17 protein-coding genes and 2 tRNA genes are annotated in these 20134 nt (G+C 69.3%); 5 read left to right on the top strand and 14 right to left on the bottom strand.

Features of this window, described 5'->3' with window-relative positions:
• Window positions 1-779 (bottom strand): PCRF domain-containing protein (locus SREC43747_RS0102370; RefSeq protein WP_029719555.1); only part of this gene is annotated, 779 nt, incomplete at its 3' end.
• Between the two features lie 83 nt (window positions 780-862).
• Complete coding sequence (locus tag SREC43747_RS0102365; RefSeq protein WP_029719554.1) at window positions 863-1360, bottom strand: PadR family transcriptional regulator; 498 nt, start codon at window positions 1358-1360, stop codon at window positions 863-865.
• 347 nt (window positions 1361-1707) lie between these two features.
• Here SREC43747_RS0102365 and SREC43747_RS0102360 point away from each other — a divergent pair, with 347 nt between their 5' ends.
• Window positions 1708-1908, top strand: coding sequence for a hypothetical protein (locus tag SREC43747_RS0102360; protein ID WP_029719553.1), 201 nt, complete (start codon window positions 1708-1710; stop codon window positions 1906-1908).
• A 41-nt stretch (window positions 1909-1949) separates the two neighbouring features.
• Here SREC43747_RS0102360 and SREC43747_RS0102355 read toward each other — a convergent pair.
• The 3 genes from SREC43747_RS0102355 to SREC43747_RS0102345 form a co-directional block, all read right to left on the bottom strand.
• Window positions 1950-2023: transfer RNA gene (locus tag SREC43747_RS0102355), tRNA-Met, on the bottom strand.
• Window positions 2024-2217: 194 nt separating this feature from the next.
• A tRNA-Met gene (locus SREC43747_RS0102350) sits at window positions 2218-2291 on the bottom strand.
• A gap of 144 nt (window positions 2292-2435) precedes the next feature.
• Window positions 2436-5336, bottom strand: coding sequence for a UPF0182 family protein (locus SREC43747_RS0102345; RefSeq protein ID WP_081722391.1), 2901 nt, complete (start codon window positions 5334-5336; stop codon window positions 2436-2438).
• A gap of 212 nt (window positions 5337-5548) precedes the next feature.
• Here SREC43747_RS0102345 and SREC43747_RS0102340 point away from each other — a divergent pair, with 212 nt between their 5' ends.
• Window positions 5549-6076, top strand: coding sequence for a PPA1309 family protein (locus tag SREC43747_RS0102340; protein ID WP_029719551.1), 528 nt, complete (start codon window positions 5549-5551; stop codon window positions 6074-6076).
• Between the two features lie 3 nt (window positions 6077-6079).
• Here the strand turns inward: SREC43747_RS0102340 and SREC43747_RS0102335 are convergent, their stop codons facing one another.
• Window positions 6080-7069: a YlbL family protein gene (locus tag SREC43747_RS0102335; protein WP_236622984.1), complete on the bottom strand. Its 990-nt coding sequence runs from the start codon at window positions 7067-7069 to the stop codon at window positions 6080-6082.
• A gap of 142 nt (window positions 7070-7211) precedes the next feature.
• Here SREC43747_RS0102335 and SREC43747_RS0102330 point away from each other — a divergent pair, with 142 nt between their 5' ends.
• The gene (locus SREC43747_RS0102330; RefSeq protein ID WP_029719549.1) at window positions 7212-8609 is read left to right on the top strand and encodes a zinc-dependent metalloprotease; all 1398 of its coding nucleotides are present in this window, start codon (window positions 7212-7214) and stop codon (window positions 8607-8609) included.
• A gap of 35 nt (window positions 8610-8644) precedes the next feature.
• Here SREC43747_RS0102330 and SREC43747_RS0102325 read toward each other — a convergent pair whose 3' ends face one another.
• Window positions 8645-9187 carry a M48 metallopeptidase family protein gene (locus SREC43747_RS0102325; protein WP_029719548.1) on the bottom strand — a complete coding sequence of 181 codons (543 nt, stop codon included), beginning with the start codon at window positions 9185-9187 and terminating at the stop codon, window positions 8645-8647.
• A 221-nt stretch (window positions 9188-9408) separates the two neighbouring features.
• On the opposite strand from SREC43747_RS0102325, the gene SREC43747_RS21585 reads away from it, so the two are divergent.
• Entirely contained in the window at window positions 9409-9558 is a 150-nt protein-coding gene (locus tag SREC43747_RS21585) for a DUF5679 domain-containing protein (RefSeq protein ID WP_010693945.1), read from the top strand.
• Between the two features lie 276 nt (window positions 9559-9834).
• On the top strand, window positions 9835-11145 hold the full coding sequence (locus SREC43747_RS0102315) for an ABC1 kinase family protein (RefSeq protein ID WP_029719547.1): 1311 nt from the start codon (window positions 9835-9837) through the stop codon (window positions 11143-11145).
• A gap of 60 nt (window positions 11146-11205) precedes the next feature.
• On the opposite strand, the gene SREC43747_RS21505 is transcribed toward SREC43747_RS0102315, so the two are convergent.
• From SREC43747_RS21505 to SREC43747_RS0102280, 7 genes are all read right to left on the bottom strand, one after another.
• Window positions 11206-11430: a hypothetical protein gene (locus SREC43747_RS21505; RefSeq protein ID WP_051387596.1), complete on the bottom strand. Its 225-nt coding sequence runs from the start codon at window positions 11428-11430 to the stop codon at window positions 11206-11208.
• Window positions 11427-11813 carry a WhiB family transcriptional regulator gene (locus SREC43747_RS0102305; protein ID WP_081722387.1) on the bottom strand — a complete coding sequence of 129 codons (387 nt, stop codon included), beginning with the start codon at window positions 11811-11813 and terminating at the stop codon, window positions 11427-11429. The genes SREC43747_RS21505 and SREC43747_RS0102305 overlap by 4 nt, the downstream gene beginning before the upstream one ends.
• A gap of 457 nt (window positions 11814-12270) precedes the next feature.
• Entirely contained in the window at window positions 12271-14358 is a 2088-nt protein-coding gene (locus tag SREC43747_RS0102300) for an ATP-dependent DNA helicase UvrD2 (RefSeq protein WP_029719544.1), read from the bottom strand.
• An 89-nt stretch (window positions 14359-14447) separates the two neighbouring features.
• Window positions 14448-15356 carry an NAD(+) diphosphatase gene (nudC, locus tag SREC43747_RS0102295; RefSeq protein WP_029719543.1) on the bottom strand — a complete coding sequence of 303 codons (909 nt, stop codon included), beginning with the start codon at window positions 15354-15356 and terminating at the stop codon, window positions 14448-14450.
• A 15-nt stretch (window positions 15357-15371) separates the two neighbouring features.
• Window positions 15372-16739 carry a M16 family metallopeptidase gene (locus SREC43747_RS0102290; protein ID WP_029719542.1) on the bottom strand — a complete coding sequence of 456 codons (1368 nt, stop codon included), beginning with the start codon at window positions 16737-16739 and terminating at the stop codon, window positions 15372-15374.
• Window positions 16736-18052 (bottom strand): M16 family metallopeptidase, encoded by a 1317-nt coding sequence (locus SREC43747_RS0102285; RefSeq protein ID WP_029719541.1) that lies wholly within the window; start codon window positions 18050-18052, stop codon window positions 16736-16738. Before SREC43747_RS0102285 ends, SREC43747_RS0102290 begins: the two co-directional genes overlap by 4 nt.
• Window positions 18053-18140: 88 nt before the next feature.
• A complete protein-coding gene (locus tag SREC43747_RS0102280) occupies window positions 18141-19793 on the bottom strand; it encodes a DUF2207 domain-containing protein (RefSeq protein ID WP_201768607.1) in 1653 nt (550 codons plus the stop codon).
• Between the last annotated feature and the right edge of the window lie 341 nt (window positions 19794-20134).

The following is a 20134-nucleotide window of genomic DNA, read 5'->3' as shown; positions in this document are numbered from 1 at the left end:
CGCACCGCGGAGTCGGTGGTGTTCACGCTCTGCCCACCCGGGCCGGAGGACCGGAAGACGTCCACCCGGATGTCCTTCTCCGGGATCTCGACGTGGTCGGTCTCCTCCACCACCGGGAGCACCTCGACACCGGCGAAGGACGTCTGGCGGCGCCCCTGGTTGTCGAAGGGGGAGATGCGCACCAGGCGGTGGGTGCCCTGCTCCACGGAGAGCGTCCCGTAGGCGTAGGGGACGTTGACCCGGAACGTGGCCGACTTCAAGCCGGCCTCCTCCGCGTAGGAGGTGTCGTAGATCTCCACCGGGTACTCGTGCCGCTCCGCCCAGCGCAGGTACATGCGCATCAGCATCTGCGCGAAGTCCGCGGCGTCCACCCCACCGGCCTCGGCGCGAATGGTGACCATCGCCTCGCGCTCGTCGTACTCCCCGGAGAGGAGGGTGCGGACCTCCAGCGACTCGAGGTCCTTCTTCAGCCGGGCGCGCTCCTCGTCCGCCTCGGCCAGACCGGCGGAATCGCCCTCCGCCTCACTGAGCTCGTAGAGCACCTCGAGGTCTTCCAGGCGCTGCCGCAGCTCGGTGACCTTGCGCAGCTCCGCCTGGCGGTGCACGAGCTGGCTGTTCACCCGCTGCGCGTGTTCGACGTCATCCCAGAGGTCGGGCTTGGCGGCCTCGGCCTCCAACTCCGCGATCTTGGCTCGCAGCGAGTCCAGATCCATCACACTCTCGATGCCCTCGAGAGTGCTGGCCAGTTCCTTCAGCTCAGCGGCGACGTCGGGATTCACAACCTCCAGGGTACTTCACCGGTACCGCTGGAGTTCTGCGGCAGCCCGGTCCTCGGCGTGCCGGGCTGCCGCAACCCCCGGGGTCACTCCGGAATGGCGTCCAGCATTTTGATGACGGCCCGGTTGTAGGCGACGGTGAAGTCGGCCGCGGCCTTCTCGTACGGGTTGTCCGCCGCCTTCGCCCTGGCCCTGGCCTCGTCCAGTTGTTCCACGTACTGCTCCCGGGCCGACTGCACCAGGTTCGCCCGCTGCCTGGGCGTCAGGGAACCGGAGTAGACCAGGCGCAGGATCAGCGGGCTGCGGACGTTGTCCGGCCCCGGCTCGGTGTTCAGCCAGGCCTTGAACGCCCGCTTGCCGGCCGCCGTGATCGCGTACTGCTGGCTGGACCGCGGCCCCTGCTTCCCCAGCCGCAGCAGCCCCTGCTCGGCCAGCGCGGGCAGCTCCCGGTAGACCTGGCTGCGGGTCACGCTGAAGAAGCCGTTGAAGCGCTCGGCGGCCGCAGCCACCAGCTGTCCACCAGTCTTCGGACCTTCGTGCAGTAGCCCCAACAAGGCTGCAGATGTCGAATTCAGCTCGGTCACAGTGACAACCGTGCCACGTAAACGCGATGCTGTCCACAATGGTCGCTAAATCTGTCCACTGTGGTTGCAGTCAACTGGTCCAAGTGGACGAACCGTTGGGCCATTAGTGCGAGATCGGACGGCTTGTGGATCACCACAGGTAATCATCCGTCACTCCCAGCACTCCAACACCACCCATCAGGTGCTCAGCGCTTTCCCATGCCCCCTTCATTCGCTCGAACGGGGGTTCTTCGCCACACAAAAAGGTGCTATCACCGAAAGCCTCTGCCACGGCGGGGGAGAAATGAGCACGCTGCAGACAACCGGCTGATCTGCGGCCACCACGGGCCGCCAGGGAGGTGCTAGCAGTGCGCTGGTCCGGACGCGAGAACGCCGACCACCGGCCCCCCGACACCGGGACCGAAGAACCCCTGACCCCGGTGCGCCCGGACGATCCCGCGGACAGCTGCATGATCTGCGGGCGGCCGCTGCAGCGCAACGAAGTGGTGCGCCGCGCGCAGCGCATCTGCTCACCGGAGTGCGCCCACACCTGGGCGAGCCGGTCCTGACCACGTGAAAAGGGCCCGGCTGCAGCCGGGCCCTTCCTCAGTAGCGGGGGCAGGATTCGAACCTGCGACCTCTGGGTTATGAGCCCAGCGAGCTACCGAGCTGCTCCACCCCGCGTCGTTTTCTGTTCTGCCCATAACTGTACACGCCCCGGAAACCGGGGCGCACAGGGGGGGGTGCCCCGAGCTGGAAACCGCAGCTCGCGCCCCCACCGGCCACGCCGGACGATCCGGCCGGCGAGGTCCGCGACGGGACGGCCCGACCGCCGGCATGACGAAAGGCCCCCGCGCACAGCGAGGGCCTTTCTTCAGTAGCGGGGGCAGGATTCGAACCTGCGACCTCTGGGTTATGAGCCCAGCGAGCTACCGAGCTGCTCCACCCCGCGTCGGCAACATCCACTTTACGGGCCGAAGAACCTTAGTGCAAATCCCGCCCCGGTAAAAGTGACGTATCGCATTTTCCACCGAACGGCTCACCGAAAAACTGTGGCGGCGGGGATTCCCCGCCGCCACAGCTGCGCTCAACTCGCTCAGCCGCCCTGGGCCTGTTCGAAGCGCCGGATGGCCGCGTCCAGCTCCTGGTACGCCGCGCCGATGTCGCCGAAGTCACCGGCCTGCTGAGCACGGCGCAGGTGCTCCAGCGCCGACTGGATGTCCGAGACCGCCCGCTGCAGTTCCGGGCTGGCCTGCTGGTCCTGGTCCGACGGAGGCGGCGGCTGCTGGCCCGGCCGCTCCGGGCGCTGCGGCTGCTGCTGCTCGGAACCGTCCTCCGTGCTGGCGGCCTGCCCGGCACCGGGGCCGAACACTTCCTCCAACGCGCCTTCCAGCGTCTCGGCGAACCCGACCCGGCCACCGAACGACACCAGCACACGAGCCAACTGCGGATACGAATCCGGCTCGTTCCGCTGGATGTAGATGGGCTCCACGTAGAGCAGACCGCCGGCGACCGGCAGGGTCAGCAGGTTGCCGAAAATCGCCGTCACGTTCGGGTTGTTGAACAGCGTGCGGTTCTCGGTGACCTCCGGTGTGGACTCCATCTGGTTCTGGACCTGGTTGGGCCCCGGGGTCTGGGTGTTCGTCGGCAACCTGAGGACCGTCAACTTGCCGTACTCCTCCGGATCCGACGACGCCGAGACCCAGGCCGCCAAGTTCTGCCGCCGCAGCTGGGTCAGCGCACTGGTCAGCTGGAACTGCGGCCGGTCCTGCCCCGGGATCTGGGCGATCACGTAGTACGGCGGCTGCGGCGAGCCCTCGGTGCCCTGCGCCGCGGTCGGGTCCGCCGGAACCTCCCAGAACGTGCGGTTGGCGAAGAAGTCCCCGGGGTCGGTGACGTGGTACTCGGTCAGCAGCTTGCGCTGGACCTTGAACAGGTCCTCCGGGTAGCGGAAGTGCTCCCGCAGCTCCGGCGAGATCTCGCTGGAGGGCTTCACCAAGTCCGGGAAAACCCCCCGCCACGCCTTGAGGACCGGGTCCTCCTCGTCCACCGCGTAGAGCGTCACGGTGCCGTCGTAGGCGTCCACCGTGGCCTTCACCGAGTTCCGGATGTAGTTGATCTCCTGGTTCGGCTGGCGCTCCACACCGACCAGACTGTCCTGGGTGGCGGTGCCGAACTCGGTCAACCGCGAGTACGGGTAGTTGTTGAGCGTGGTGTAGCCGTCGACGATCCACTTGATCCGACCGTCGATGACCGCCGGGTACGGGTCACCGTCCAACTTCAGCCACGGGGCGACCTTCTGCACCCGGTCCCGCGGGTTCCGCTCGTACATGATCTTCGACTCGGAACCGATGGCCTGGTTGAACAGGATGTTGCGCTCGCCGTAGTAGGCGGCGAAGACCAGGCGCTGGAACAGGTTGCCCAACGGCACACCGCCCTGGCCGGTGTAGGTGTACTGCTGGGTGTCGGTGTCGTACTCGCGCGGCGCGTCCCCCGGGGAGCCGCCCACGATGGCGTAGTCGGTGACCAGTTCGCCGTAGTAGATGCGGGGCTGCTCGACCGGGATCTCGCCCTGGCCGTCGTTGGCCACGTCGCTGATGGAGAAGACCGGGTAGCCGCCCTCGGTGGCGCCTTCCTCCAGGGTGGAGTCCACCCGGTCGGCCGGGGCGCTCACGAAACCGTTGCCGTGGGTGTACACCATGTGCCGGTTGATCCACGACTGCTGGTTGGCGGCCAACCGGTCGGTGTTGATCTCGCGCACCGCCACCAGGTAGTCCTGCAGCTCGCCGTTCTCGTCCCGGTAGCGGTCGATGTCGAGCTTGTCGGTGAAGCCGTAGAAGTTGTACTGCTGGGTCAGCTGGGTGAAGGTGTCCGACAGGACGCTGGGGTCCAGCAGGCGGATGTTCGGGATCGATCCCTTGTCCGCGGCGACTTCGGACGGCTCCAGCTGGGTGCGCCCCGGGTAGTCGATGAACTCGACCTCGTCCGGGCCGATGGCGAAAGCGTCCTTGGTGGCCGCCAAGTTGCGACTGATCGACTCGGCTTCCTTCTGGTTGGCGTTCGGCCGCACCGAGAACTGCTCCAGCAGCGCCGGCCAGATCGCCCCGACGATCACGCTGGACAGCACCAGCAGCACCGTGGCCAGCGCCGGGATCTGCAGGTTGCGCAGGAAGATCGCGGCGAAGAAGGCGATCCCGCAGAAGATCGAGATGAACATCAGGATCAACTTGGCGGGCATCACCGCGTTCAAGTCGGTGTAGCTGGCGCCGGTGAACAGCGAGTTCCGCTGCGACAGCAGCAGGTCGTAGCGGGCCAGGAAGTAGTCCACCGCCTTCAGCAGCACGAACACCCCGGCCAGGACGGCCAACTGCACCCGGGCCGGCATCGACAGCTGCCCGGAGCGGCCGGCCAACCGGATGCCGCCGAAGATGTAGTGGGTGATCAGGGCGCCGATGAAGCTGATCACAACGGCGACGAAGCCCCAGGCCAGCAGGAAGCGCCAGAACGGCAGCTCGAACGTGTAGAAGCTGATGTCCTTGCCGAACTCCGGGTCGGTCTTGCCGAACGGCACGCTGTTGAGGAACAGCTGGAGGGTCTGCCAGTCGGCCTGCGCCGCCAGACCGGAGATGACACCGACCACGATCGGGATGCCCAGCCCGAACAGCCGGGACCGCTCGGTGGTGACCGTGCGGTACCGCGCCAGCGGATCGTCAGGACCGCTGACCGGCACGAACACCGGCCGGTTCCGATACGCCAACCACAGGTTCAGCAGCAGAACCGCGAAGATGAAGACGGCCACTGCCAGGCCCAGCCCCAGCCGGGTCACCAACTGGGTGGTGAAGACCTGTCGGTAGCCGACCTCGCCGTACCACAGCCAGTCCACATAGGTGCCCAGCAGACGTGATCCCGCGATCAGGGCGACCAGCAGGATTCCACCCAGGATCAGCAGGATCCGGTTCCGCCGGGACAACTTCGGCATTCCTACCGGGGGCCGCATGGCCACAGCGCACACTCCTGGCGACGATCAGCGGGACCTCAACCGGCAGCCATGGTGGTCGCCACGGCCGCCCACGTGATGTCCAACTCTACGTGGAGCCGAAAAGTTCCTCCGAACGGGTTCACGAAATGGACGAACCGGATATCGATCCGGGGTCCGCCACCCGCGCGGGGGTGGACAGGGCGATGCTCGGCAATGCGACCATGGCATGCATGCCATCGCCCACCGCCGAAGAATTGTCGGCCGCGCTGCCCGCCGCCGCCCGGGAGATCGAGGAGTTCGTCGGCAACGCCGGCTGGGACCAACCGGCCCAGGTGTTCGCCCTGGTGCCCACCAGCGAGCTGCTGGCCGCTGAACCGGAACTGGCCGACCAGCTCGACCAGAGCGCTCCGCTCACCCCGGTCGCCCAGGAAGCGCTGCCGAACGAGGACCTGGGCGAAGCGCTGGCCCAGATCGCTTGGCCGGAGCAGGTCGCCGGCTGCGCGGTGGCGCAGGAGATCGTGGTGCTGCCCCCGGAAGCCGAAGCGGAACTGCCGACGGACGCGGAGCAAGCGCGGCAGGCCGCCGCCCAGCACCCGCAGCGCCAAGAGGCCCGGCTGGTGGCCGCGGTGCTGCGCAGCGGCGGGCAGACGTGCCTGCTGCGGCTGCGCGACCCCGAGCAGACCGGTGGCGAGCTCATCCAGGACCCGTCGTTGGCCCCCAATCTGACCAAGGCGCTGCTGGCCACCTTCGCCGACTAGGCGTCAGCAGTGGTCGGGCTCCAGCCCGGAGCGGTACTTCTCCAGGTTCTTGACCGCGTCGTCGAGGGTGGCCACCTTGACCAGCTCCAACCCCTCCGGTGCTTGGGCCTTGGCCTCGGCGCAGTTCTTCTCCGGGACCAGGAAGAGCTCGGCCCCGGCTTCGCGGGCCTGCACCATCTTGAAGTTGATGCCGCCGATCGGTCCGACGTTGCCGGCGGCGTCGATCTCCCCGGTGCCGGCGACGAAGTGGCCGCCGTTGATCTCGCCCGGAGTGAGCTTGTCCACGATGGCCAGGGCGAACATCAGCCCTGCGGAGGGGCCGCCGACGTCGGCCAGGCTGATCTCGATGTCGAAGTCGACGTCGGGCCGCTCCGCCGGCGCCACCCCGATGAAGCCGCGACCCGGCTGGCGCGGGTGGTCGGCGAGCTCCACCTGGACCTCGCTCGGCCGTTCTTCCCCGCGCTGCAGCCGGATCGAGATCTCCTCCCCGGGCTTGGTCCGGGCCACCGCCTTGCTCACCGACTCCGGGTCGCGCACCGGCTGGCCGTTGACCTCCAGCAGCCGGTCACCGGGTTCGACCACCCCGTCCGCGGGGCTGCCGGTGACGACTTCCTGCACCACCACCTTCATCGGGTAGCCCAGGTACCGCAGCGCGGCGGCTTCGGCCGACGTCTGGGAATCGTTGAACGCCTTGGTGTTCTCCTGCTCGATCTGCTGCTCGGTCTTGTTCGGCGGGAAGTACAGCTCCCGCGGGGCGAGCGCGTAGCGGCCACTGGCCCACAGGCCCAACGCGCCGAACAGGGAGAGCTGGTCGGTGACCGAGACGGTCGTCATGTTCAGGTGCCCGCCGGTCGGATAGGTCCGCTCCCCGTCGATCCGGACGACCGGGGTGCCCTCGTTGTCCCCGAGGGTGTCGTAGGTCGGCCCCGGCCCCAACGCCACGTACGGCACTCGGGCGAACGTGCCGAGCAGGCCGAATACGGCGACTAACACGACGCTGAAGAGCAAGGTCCACGTTCGGCGGTTCACGGTCCGACAGCGTACGTGTTCGCTGTCAGCGATGTGCCTAGGTGGACCGGGGCACAGTGGGCAGGACGTCTTCTAATGCCGCCACCGGGCCGCGTACGGTGGAACTATGACCAACTTGCCGTTCGGGTTCGGCCCCCAGGATCCCGACGACCCCGACAAGCGGGGTGAGTCGGAAGGGCGCTCCGAGGGTGGCGCCGGTGACTTCTCTGCGTTCGGTTTCGCCGGCATGCCCGGCCCCGGCGGCACGCCTAACTTCGACATCAGTTCGCTCGGGCAGATGCTCACCCAGCTCGGCCAGGCCTTGAGCCAGTCGGCCAGCAGCACGTCCGGCCCGGTCAACTACGACCTGGCCAAGCAGCTGGCGGTCCAGCAGCTGCACCAGACGCAGCGGACCGAACGACCGGCACCGGACCAGGTGACGGCGGTGGAGGAAGCGGTCCGGCTCGCCGAGCTGTGGCTGGATCCCGCGACGGCACTGCCCACCGGTGTGCGCAGCGTGCAGACCTGGTCCTCGGTCGACTGGGTGGAGAAGACCCTGGGCACGTGGCAGCGGCTGTGCGACCCGATCGCCGAGCGGATGTCCGAGGCTTGGGTGGACGCGCTTCCGGAGGAGGCCAAGCAGGCGGCCGGCCCGCTGCTGTCCATGCTCAGCCAGATGGGCGGGCTGACCTTCGGTTCGCAGCTCGGCCAAGGTTTGGCCCAGCTCGGTGGTGAAGTGCTCACCTCGACCGACGTCGGGCTGCCGCTGGGCCCCGAGGGCACCGCGGCGCTGCTGCCGGCGAACATCCAGCGCTTCCTCGAGGGCCACGACCGGCCGCTCAGCGAGGCGACGGTCTTCCTGGCCGCGCGGGAAGCGGCCCACCACCGGCTGTTCAGCCACGTGCCGTGGCTGCGGCAGCGGTTGCTGGCGACCGTCGAGGAGTTCGCCCGGGGCATCCACATCGACACCTCCTCGCTGGAGGACATGGCCAGCAAGGTGGACCCGTCGAACCCCGCCTCGATGCAGGAGCTGATGAACTCCGGCGCCTTCGAGCCGAAGACCACGCCCGAGCAGCAGGCGGCGCTCACCCGCTTGGAGACGCTGCTGGCGCTGGTCGAGGGCTGGGTCGACGTGGTGGTCGCCGACGCCGTCGGGGAACGGCTGCCCGGTGCTGACGCGCTCAGCGAGATCGTGCGCCGGCGGCGGGCCACCGGTGGGCCGGCGGAGCAGACCTTCGCCACCTTGATCGGCCTGGAGCTGCGCCCGCGCCGGATGCGGGACGCGGCGAACCTGTGGCGGTTGATGACCGAGCGGCACGGCCTGGAGAGCCGGGACCGGGTGTGGGAGCACCCGGACTTCCTGCCCACCAGCGAGGACTTGGACGAGCCGCTCGACTTCGCCGACCGGTGGGGCAGCAGCGACCTGGACGACCCGATCGCCGCCATCCGGCGGGCCGAGGAGAACGAGGCCGAGCAAGGGCGTCGTGACGGGGAGCAGGAGCGCCGGGACGACGAGGAGCAGTGAGCTTCAGCTGCGGGCGTCATCCTCCAGGGTGAGCTTCAGCTGCGGGCGTCATCCTCCAGGGTGAGCCCCAGCTGAGCAGCTGCCGACAGGCCCTCCAGGTAGCCGATCGCCCGTTCCGCCTTGGGGTAGCGCCGCACCCACTTCCAGAACCGCTCGTTGTGCCCTGGCTCGAGCAGGTGGGCGAGCTCGTGCACGAGCACGTAGTCGAGCACCCAGCCGGGTACATCTTGCAGCTTGCGACTCACCCGAATGGTGGCAGTGCTGGGGGTGCAAGAGGCCCAGCGGGTGCGCATCGGCGGCACCCACCGCACGGAGCTGGGGCGCGCTTTGCCGTCGAGGTAGTGCTCGGACAGTTCGGCGCACCGCTGCGCCAGTGCTCCATCGGATTCCCGCGCCGGTGAGCGCCGTCTGGTCTCGCTGCGCTCGAGCCGGCTGATCATGTCCGCTACCCAGCGCTTTTCCGCTGCTCGGGACAGGTGTGCGGGGAGCAGCACGACGATCTTGTCGCCATCCCGGTATGCGCTGACCGTCTGCCGCCGCCGCTTGCTGCGACGCACCTCCACCCGCGGTTCGGTCACGGCTGTGGACCTTAACCGGTGTGCCCGCACTTGATACCCACGTGTGATCTGAGTCTCAACTTTCACCCGACGTCTGGCTGCGGGGCATTACCCCGTTAAGCCGTACGTGCGATGCTCTCATTGCATGCGCGGCACGTGGCCCGCATGTACCGTTCCTCGAGTTGCTGCAGGAGCAACCAGCAGCGGCGAGGAACACCGGGGCAGGACCGAAGGAGGAGACCGTGGCCGAGACCTACAACGGCTACTGCGTCAAGTGCCGCGAGAAGAGGGACTTCTCCGGCGAGGTGTCGGAGACCAACGGCCGCCGGATGGCCAAGGGGACGTGCCCGGTCTGCGGCACCAAGATGACTCGGATCCTCGGCAAGGCGTGAGCCACGCGGGTGGGCGGCACCCGTTGTCCACCCGTTAGAAGCGCCACAGCACCGCACCGGACAGCCGGCGCGGCTCGACGTGCTGTGCTCATTGCGGCCCGTTGAGCCGAAAACGGCCGCGGAATCGCCGGCATAACGAAACGGAAAAGAACCTTTTTCCAGTTGATCACGCCCCAAACTTGCTGCGAAAGTCTCTAGCATGGGACTGGGTTACTCAACTTCGAATGCGCCTTCGGGTGCAGAAGGAGTTCCCTGACTCGCAGCAAGGGAGAATTCGTGACCGACATCCCCCGCCGAGCGGCCCACCGCACCGCGAAGCTGGCAAGTCTCCCGTTCGGTGTTGCGGGCCGGCTGGCTGCAGGCTGGGGAAAACGCCTGACCGGCCAAGACTCCGAAACGGTCAACGCCGAAGTCTCCGCCAAGACCGCCGAGCAGTTGTTCGAGGTGCTCGGGCAGCTCAAGGGCGGCGCGATGAAGTTCGGCCAAGCCCTGAGCGTCTTCGAGGCCGCTGTCCCGGACGAACTGGCCAGCCCGTACCGGGAAGCGCTGACCAAGCTCCAGTCCGCCGCTCCCCCGATGAGCCGCCACAGCGTGTTCCGGGTGCTCGACGAGCAGCTGGGCCGGGCGTGGCGGAAGCGGTTCGCGAGTTTCGAGGAAACCCCGGCGGCCGCGGCCAGCATCGGCCAAGTGCACCGGGCCGTGTGGCACGACGGTCGGGACGTGGCGGTGAAGATCCAGTACCCGGGGGCGGACGAGGCGCTGCGGGCCGACCTGCGCCAGTTGCTGCGCTTCTCCCGGTTCTTCCAGTCCCTGGCCCCGGGCACGGAAGTCAAACCGCTGCTCGTCGAGCTGCAGGACCGGATGGTCGAAGAGCTCGACTACCGGGTCGAAGCGGACAACCAGCGCGCCTTCGCCAAGGCGTTCGCCGGTGACGAAGCGGTCCTGGTGCCGCGGGTCGTCGCCAGCGCCCCGAAGGTGATCGTCACCGAGTGGGTGACGGGCAAGCCGTACTCGCGGATCATCGCCGACGGGGATCGGCACGAGCGCGACACCGCCGGGCGGCGGTTGGCCGAGTTCCACTTCTCCTCCCCGAGCCGAGCCGGGTTGCTGCACTCCGACCCGCACCCGGGGAACTTCATGCTGCTGGACGACGGCCGGATGGCCGTCATCGACTTCGGCGCGGTGGCGCGACTGCCGGAGGGGCTCCCGCCGACGTTGGGCCGGATGCTGCGATTAGCGCTCGACAACCGCGCCCAGGAGTTGCTGGACCTGCTGCGGGCGGAGAACTTCGTCCAGCCCGACATGGAACTGACCGCCGAAGACGTGTTCAACTACCTGGCCCCGTTCATCGACCCGGCCCGCACCGAGGAGTTCCACTTCACCCGTTCCTGGCTGCAGCGGCAGGCCGAGCGAGTCGGCGACCTGCGCAGCCCCGACTTCCACACCGGCAGGTCGCTGAACTTGCCCCCCGAGTACTTGATGATCCACCGGGTGACGTTGGGGGCCACCGGAATCCTCTGCCAACTGGACGCGAAGGTCCCGGCCCGGGACATCATCGCCAAGTGGCAGCCGGGCTTCGCGGCCTGACGCACCGGTCACCGCACCCCGGAGCGGTGCAGGGGCGCGGCAATCCAGCGGTGCTCTCCTTCAGTTCCCGCGCGCCCGGAAGGCCGAAGCGCGCTCGGCGCGCTCGGCCGCGTACTCCGCCAACCAGCGCCACCAGCGCCCGGCGGTGAACAGCCGGGCGCGGCGTTGCCAGCGCGCTTCAGCCATCAGTTCGGCGCGGTGGATGTGCTGCATGTCCTCCGGGTAGAGCCCCGGCAGGCCCGAGCTGCACAGGTTGATCCGGTGCGCGAACGGCTTCCCGGTCATGCGGCGTTCTCCTTCCCCCTGGATCGAGTGGTTCCCTTCGGCTGCTCCTCCGCAACCGGGTGCTTCCGCGGACGGCCTCGCGACCGCTTGCGGGCCACGACCACGCCCCGGTCGAAGATTTCGCCGCCCCAAACACCCCACGGTTCACCGCGGGAAAGCGCACCGGCCAAGCATTCGGCCCGGATCGGGCACTGACCGCACATCGCTTTGGCCCGCTCCAGCTCGTGCGGTTTTTCGGCGAACCACAGGTCCGGATCTTGCCGGCAGGGCAGTTCTTCCCCGGACGGCAACTGCTCCGCCCCCGCGGAGGAGTCTTCAGCTGCTGAAGCGCGCCCGGCTTCCGGGGCGATCGGCTTGGACATCAGAACACCCGCCGTCACCATGCAATTTCCTCCGGTAGTCACTTCTTGGCGCATGTCGGTTGTCGCGAACACGGATGACGCAAAAAGGCCGCGGACCTGAGCTCGGTCCGCGGCCTTCGCAAGCCCCTGGGAAGCGCCTAGATCAACGGATCAGGTACGCCCCGGCCAACGGACCAAAGCAGATCGCCAGCAACCGGCTCGAACTCGTGAACTCGCCGGCGCGGTGCGACGTGCACACGGATCCCCCAGAACTGGGCGAGCGGTTTACGAGCAGCCAGGAGAACAGCGGCCACCACCGCGGGAAGGTGCGCAACAACGCCGGCTCGGCCAGTGCTGAGCATCCGCGCACCTCCTCCAGAACGCCGCTGACGGACGGCATGAACTGCTTGTCCGCAGAGTATTGCGAAGCAGCACAGCGGCGCAACGTATTTTTTCGCGGTTCCCCCGGATTCCGGAAGAACTGCTTCGACCAGGAGTTTCAGTCCGCGTACGGGGATTCGCCGCGGACCAGCGCCAGCACTTCCGCCCCGAACTTGTCGATCTTGGCGGGACCGATCCCCGATATCTGCACCAGACCCGCCTCGTCCAGCGGGCGCTGTTCGGCTATGGCGGTCAGCGTGGTGTCGGTGAACACCACGTACGCCGGCACTTTGAGCTGCTTGGCCCGACTGCGCCGCCACTCCTTCAGCCGAACCAGCAATTCTTCGTCCACATCGGAGGGACAGGTGGCGCAGCGGCCGAGCTTGACCTCCGGCGTGCTGGCCAGCTCCTCGCCGCAAATCCGGCAGCGCGGCTTCTCCTTCTTGGGCCGCGGCAGCAAATCCCGCTGGCGCGCCTTCTTCGGCAGCGCAGCCGGGTGCTCGTCGGGAACCAGGTTGTACAGGAACCGGCTGCGCCTGCGGTACCGCCGACCACCCGGGGTGCGGGACAGCGCCCACGACAGGTGCAGGTACTGGCGAGCCCGGGTGACCCCGACGTACAACAGCCGCCGTTCCTCTTCGACGGCGCTGTCGGTGTCGGCGTGCTGGATCGGCAACGTGCCCTCCACCAAGCCGGCCAGGAAAACCGCGTCCCACTCCAGGCCCTTGGCCGCGTGCAGCGAGGCCAACGTGACGCCCTCCACCGTCGGCGGGTGCTGGGACTGGGCGCGGACTTCCAGCTCCCGCACGTAGTGCGCCAGATCCGCCTCCGGCTGCACCGAAACCAGTTCGCCGGCCAGCTCCACCAGGGCGTTCAACGACTCCCAGCGCTCCCGGGCCGCCCCACCGGTCGGCGGCTCGCTGGTCAAGCCGACTTCGGCGAGCACCTTGCGCACCGCTTCCGGCAAGTCACCGGCGGCAACACCGTGCCCTGCGGCAGCGCGCAACGCCGTCATCGCCTGCCGCACCTCGGCCCGGGAGAAGAACCGCTCTCCCCCGTGCAGCTGGTACGGGATCTCCGCCTCCGACAGCGCCCTTTCGTACACTTCGGACTGAGCGTTGACCCGGAACAGCACCGCTATCTCGGACAGCGGCACCCCGGAACCGACGAGTTTGGCGATCCGCCGGGCGATGGCCTGCGCCTCGGCGGGCTCGTCGTCGTACTCGGCGAACTCCGGGCGCGGGCCGTCGGGACGCTGCCCGATCAACCGCAGCCGGGTGCCGGCCGGCCGCTCCCGAGCCGCCCCGATGACCTGGTTGGCCAGCGCCACTATCTGCGGGGTGGAGCGGTAGTCCCGCTCCAACCGCACCACGGTGGCGTCCGGGAACCGGCGCGGGAAGTCGATCAACCACTTCGGGGTCGCCCCGGCGAACGAGTAGATCGTCTGGTTGGCGTCCCCGACGACGGTGATGTCGTCCCGGTTGCCCAACCAGGCGTCCAGCACGCGCTGCTGCAGCGGGTTCACGTCCTGGTACTCGTCCACCACGAAGGAGCGGTACTGGCTGCGGAACTCCTCCGCGACCTCCGGGTACTCCTCCAGCAGCGCGGCGATGTGCAGCAGCAGATCGTCGAAGTCCAGGGCCTGCGCCCGGTTCTTGAGCTTCTCGTACGCGGCGAAGACCTCGGCGAGCTTGCTGGGCAGCACCGGGCATTCCCGGCCCGCCCGCTCGGCCGCGGCCGGGTACTGCTCCGGGGAGACCAGGGACGCCTTGGCCCACTCGATCTCGCTGGCCAGGTCCCGGACGTCCTCCTTCTCAGTGGACAGCCCGAGCCGGTTGGCCGCCTGCGTGACCAGGCGGAACTTGTTGTCCACCAACTGCCACACCTGACCGCCGTGGACCCTGGGCCAGAAGTAGCGGAGCTGCCGGAAAGCCGCCGCGTGGAAGGTCTGGGCCTGCACCCCGGCCGCGCCCAGGGCGCGCAGCCGGGTGCGCATCTCACCGGCGGCGCGGGCGGTGAACGTGACCGCGAGCACCTGCTGCGGCACCACCAGACCCCGCTGCACCAGGTACGCGATGCGGTGGGTGATCGTTCGCGTCTTGCCGGTGCCCGCACCAGCGAGGATGCAGACCGGTCCGCGAGGTGCCATGACCGCCTGCCGCTGCTCCGGATCCAGCCCTTCCAGGAGTCGCGGTTGCTCGGCCATGCCGGCATCTTCGCAGACCGGCCCCGCCGCACCGCGGTGCACCCCGGGCTCGACCCGCGTGTCGCCCCGGCCGCGCGGCCGGCCGCCGCTCAAGCGGTGGCCCAGCCGCGCAGCATCCGGTAGGCGATCGAAACGCTGGGCGGCAACCGCAAGCCGTCCGCCTCCCCGGTCTCCAGGGCGGCCAGCACGGTGCTCCGGTGCACCCAGCGGGCCTCGGCGATCTCCCCGTCAGCCGGCCGCAGCGGCGTGCTGCGGTCCGCGGTGGCGGCGAAGCCGAGCATCAGGGAGCGCGGGAAGGGCCACGGCTGGCTGCCCAGGTAGCGCACGTTGTCCACCTGGACGCCGACCTCCTCGGCCACTTCCCGCTGCACGCAGGCCTCCAGCGACTCGCCGACCTCGACGAAACCGGCGAGCACCGAGTAGCGGCCCTGCGGCCAGGACGGCTGCCGGGCCAGCAGCACGTGGTCGTCGCCGTCGTGGACCAGGCAGATGATCGCCGGGTCCGTGCGCGGGTACTCCTCCCGCTCGCACCCGGTGCAGCGGCGGGCCCAGCCCGCCCGCACCTGCATCGTGGCCGCTCCGCACACCGCGCAGTACCGGGCGTGGTCGTGCCAGTTGAGCAAGCCCACCGCGGTGGTCAGCAGGCCGGCGGCGGTGTCGTCCAGCACCGCTCCCGCCGACCGCAGGTCGCGCCACTGGTCCGAGGAGCCGCGCTCCACCCGCAGCGCCCAGTAGCCGGTCCCGTTCTGCACTCCGAGCAGCACCGCGTTCGGCGGCGGCTGATCGCCGTAGTCGACCGCTCGCTGGCAGACGAGCCGACCGCCGTCGAGGGGCGCCCGCCCCTTGGCGTCGACCAGGACGAGCTTGCCGTGGGCCCAGAGCTCCGCCCCGCCGTCCGGGCCGTCCCGCCAGACCTCTTTTCTGTCCACAGTAGAACGCGAGAGCAGTGGTACGGCGTCCAACTGGAATTCCAACTGCGCGTTGAGCTCAGAGGTCATGCCTCACCGCCAAGATCAAGGCAACTCCACTCCACCCAGCAGCTGAAGCTGATCGGCGAGCTTGTCCGCGTCACCGACCACGACGCCGGTGAACGCGGTCGGCGCGAACAGCTGAGCTGCTTCGGCGACCTGCTCCCTGGTCACCGCCTGCAGCCGCTCCGGGTGCTCGACCAACCAGTTCTGGTCGAGACCGTGCGAGGCGAGGGAGATCAGCGTGGAGGCCATCCCCGCCTGGGAAGCGGTCGAGGTCATCAGACCACCGATCGCGTACCGGCGAGCGGATTCGATCTCGGTGTCGGTGGGCGGCACCAGGGCCAGCCTGGCGAACTCGTACCTGGTTTCCAGCAGCGCGGCCGCGGTCACCTCGCTCGCGGTGTCGGCGTCCACCACCAGCGTCCCGTTGCCCTCGGTGAACTCGAAGGCCGAGTGGGCGCCGTAGGTGTAGCCCTTGTCCTCCCGGATGTTCTCCACCAGCCGGGAGGAGAAGTACCCGCCGAACACCAGGTTGGCCAACTGCAGCGCGGGGTAGCGCTCGTCGGTGCGCGGGATCGCCTGCGCGGAGAACCGCAGCTGGGACTGCACCGCGCCGGGCCGGTGCACGAGCTTGACCGCGCCGCCCTGCACCCGCGGCAGCTCCGGCAGCTGCCGGGCCGAGCTCTCCGAGCGCCAGCCGTCCAGCCGCCGCTCCACTTCCGCCACCGCCTGCTGCGGGTCGATGTCACCGACCAGCACCAGAACGGAACCGCGGGGCAGCACCGCGTCCCGGTGCAGCTGGCGCACCTCGTCCGCGGTCACCTCCGCGACGTCCTCGGCCTGCGGCACCTCCCGCACGTACGGGTGGTCGCCGTAGCGGCGCCGCTGCAGCTCCTCCCGGGCGATCACCCGCGGCTGGGAACGAGCGACCGCGATCCGCTCGACCAGGCGGGAGCGCTCCCCGGCCACCTCGTGGTCCCGGTAGACCGCGCCGGTCAGCGCGTCGGCGAGCACGTCCAGCAACTGACCGAGCCCGCTGGCCAGCGCGTCACCGGCGATGCTCAACCGCTCCGGGTCCACCACGACGTTGAGGTCGCCACCGACCAGGGCCAGATCGGTGTCGACCTTCACCCGGTCCCGCTGCTCGGTCCCGGTCAGCATGGTTTCCGCCAGGACCTCGGCGATCGCCGGGTGCTTGCGGTCCTCGCCGGCGAACGGGATGCGCAGCCGCAGCTCCACCATCGGCACCGAGCCGTGCCGGGCGGCGATCACCCGCAGCCCGTTCGGCAGCACGGTGTCCAGTGTGTCCGGCAGCGTGAGCTTGCCGAACTCGCCCAGTTCCGGCAGCGGCCGCGGACCCGCCTCGGTCCGGCCGATCTCCTCGGCGCTGCGGTGCTCCACCCGGGTCATGCCGCACCTCCAGTCGAGTTGTTGGCGGGCTCCACTTCCAGCATGGCCCGCGCGTCCGACCGCAGCGCCTTCGCCGCTGAGGCCACTTCCTCCACCCCGACCTCGGAGATCAGCCGGGGCAGTTCCGCCACCAGTTCAGCCCGGCCGTGCAGCAGTTCGGCGCTGCCCAGGTCGAGCGTCCGGGACAGCACCCGGTCGTGCTCCCGGTGCAGGGTGGCCGCCCACCGGGCGGTGACCCGGGTCAGCTCCTCGGTGCTCGGTCCGTCGGTGGCCAGCTTCTCCAGCTCCTCGTCCACCGCGCTGACCACCCGCTCGCACTCCACCTCGGGGCTGTGGATGGCGGTGATGGTGAACGTGTCCGGGTCCCGCGCGTCCAGCGGGGCTCCCATCAGCCCGCAGCTGGCGTGCACGTCCACCACCAGCGAGCCCTGGTGCACCAGCCGCTGCTGCAGCCGGGAGGCGTCCCCGTCGGACAGCACGGCGGCCAGCACCACGTTGGCCAAGTAGGCCTTCAGCTCCCCCACCGGGTCCGGCAGCCGGTAGCCGAGCGCGACCGCCGGCAGCGGGGCGTGCGGGTCCACGTGCTTGCCGCGCTGCTCGCTGGTCGGGAACGGTTCCGCGAACGACGGGCGCTCCGGGACCTCCCGGGCCGGAACGTCGTCGAAGTGCTTGTGGATCAGCTCGATCGTGTGATCGACGTCGATGTCTCCGGCGACCGTGAGCACCGCGTTGCTCGGCGCGTAGAAGCTGTCGAAGAAGGCGGCGCAGTCGTCCACGGTCGCCTGCTCCAGGTCGGTGAAGTCGCCGTAGCCGTTGTGCGCGTTGGCGAAGGTCGAGTACAGCACCGGCGGCAGCAGGATCCAGGGGAAACCGCCGTAGGGGCGGTTGAGGACGTTGAGCCGGATCTCCTCCTTGACCACGTCGACCTGGTTGCGCAGGTTCTCCTCGGTGATCTTGGGAGCTCGCATCCGGTCGGCTTCCAGGAACAGCGCTCGCTCCAGCGCCGCCGAGGGGAGCAGTTCGTAGTAGTCGGTGTAGTCCTGGTGCGTCGAACCGTTGAAGGTTCCGCCCGAACCTTGGACGTGGCGGAAGTGGGCGAGCTTCTCCAGGCTTTCACTGCCCTGGAACATCAGGTGCTCGAACAGGTGGGCGAAGCCGGTCCGTCCTTCCGGTTCGGAGCGGAATCCCACGTCGTAGTGCACGCTGACGCCGACGACCGGCGCCCGGCCGCGCTGTTGACCAGCGGCGTCCGGGGCGAGCACCACGCGCAGCCCGTTGGGCAGGGTGACGCGATGCAGCTGGGGTTCGACCATGCCTTGCAGCCTACGTGCGACGGGCTTCCCCGTGTGGGCCCCCTGGGCACAAAAGGACGCTGGGGTCCAGGGAATCGTGACGAACAACTCACCCGACCCCCGCCGGAGCCCGCATCCGCAGGCTTCCGCCGGCGAGCCGACCGAGCTGCTCCACCAAGAGCGGGAAGTGCTGCCGGAACTGCCGCAAGTCCGGCTGTTCGCCCTGCTCGCGGTACCAGTACAAGCCCGGGGTGCCGTCCGCGGCCGGATCCAGGCCGGCGAACTTGGCCAGCCACCGAGGCGCCTCCTCCAGCACCACCGCGTACGGCAGCGACCTGGAGAACACCAGTTCCCGGTTGGCCGGCGGGATCGACTCCGCGGTGACCTCGTGCAGGTAGCGACGCAGACCGCGCACCTGCAGCACCAGCGCGCTGCCCCGCCGGGTGCGCGCCGGCATCGCCCTGGCCCCGACCACCATGGCGCCACCGCCGAGCACCACGCCCACTCCCAGCAGGGCCAGGTGGGTGGTCAGCGCCAGCACCGCGGTCAGCGCGACACCGCTGAGCACCACCCCGGCGCCGATCCACCAGAACAGGTTCCGGTCGGCGTCCGGGCGGCGGGCGAACCAGTCCTTCTCGACCACATCGCGGTACAGCTGGTCCCGGATCTCGCCGAGCGGCAACCGGTGCAGTTGGGACAGCCGGACCTCTTCGGCGCCGCCGAACAGACCTCGGTGGACCGCTCGTTCGAACGGCCGGAGGTGCTCGTCCGGCGGGTTCAACTGGACGAACCGCCAGTCCGGACCGGGTAATTCCTCGATCACCAGGTAGTTGCGCACCGCCAGGTCGATGATGGTGGCCGCCACGTCCACCGGGTCCACCCGCTCGTCGATGACCGTGCCGATCTGGCCGGGCAGCACGCCGTCCGGGGAAGCGAAGGTGACCCCGCCCCGCGAGTCCGGCAGGAGCACGTCGACCGGTTCGGCCGCCTCCGCGAGCGCTTGCCCGTCCCGTCCGCGCAGGTACCACAGCACGCCGAAGACGCCGATCAACGCCAAGGCGATGCCGACCAGTCCGGCGCCGCTGGCCGGGGTCAGCGAGAACGCCCGCGCCAAGCTGAAGTCCCGGGTCAGCACCGCGTTCGCGGGCACCGCGCCGGGCGGCAGCTTCAGGTCCAGCACCATCCGCTCGCCCGGGTCCAGCTGGTTCGCGACGGCGTGCACGGCCAGCGTGTGCGTCAACCCGTACTCGGCGCAGCGCTCCGTGCTGCCCAACGGGCCGGCCAGGCATTCCACGTGCAACGGGAGTTGAGGGGACAAAAAGGACTCCACCTCGACGCGGTCCACCGGAACGTTCCAGCCGCTGGAGACCTGCCACTGCACCCGCTGGCCGTCCTCGGCGTCCGCGACCGCGCCGCGCACCGAGTACCGCAGCGTCGAAACCCCTGGCTGCAACCGGACTTCCAGCTGCTCATCGGTGACCTCCACATCACCACTGCCCTCGACTTCCGCCTGCGGCACCGAGAAGACGCGCGCGGTGTCGTCCCCCGAGCTCTGCCGCAGCGGCACCACGCGGTGCACGCTGGTCCCGGCCGGAACGGTGATCCGCTCGGTGACCGAGAGCACCCCGTCCCGCTCCAGCTTCAGGTTCACCACGCTGGAAAGCGTGTCCGCCGCGAAGGTTTCCTGCTGCGCAGCCGCAGGTGCGGGCAGTCCCAACAGCAAGACCGCCAGGCCCGCGAGCGACCCCAGTTTGGCCAACACGGCCCAAACGATAGTCCGCCGCGGCTAAGCTCTGGTCCGCAATCGCGAGATCCGGGCGAGAACCGGGGAGCTGACCGAGCGGCTGGAAGTCCACACTGAACACTCCGGAGAGAGAGCACCATGACACCACCGCCCTGGCCACCACCGCCACCGCACCAGGGCCCGCCGCAGCGCGGCACGTGGCAACCCGGACCACCGCAGCCACCTGTTCAGCACCGACCAGTCGTACCGCCGCCCGCGGCGCGACCGCTGCCGCAAACCCCTGTTCCGCGCAACCCTTCGGTCGCCCCACCGCCCCCGCGATTACCGGGGCCCGGGCAACCGGGCGGTCGCCCGCCGAA

The sequence above is a fragment of the Saccharopolyspora rectivirgula DSM 43747 genome, from assembly GCF_000497205.1.
GTDB classification, from domain to species: Bacteria; Actinomycetota; Actinomycetes; order Mycobacteriales; family Pseudonocardiaceae; genus Saccharopolyspora; species Saccharopolyspora rectivirgula.
This window is presented reverse-complemented; position numbering and strand designations above follow the sequence as displayed.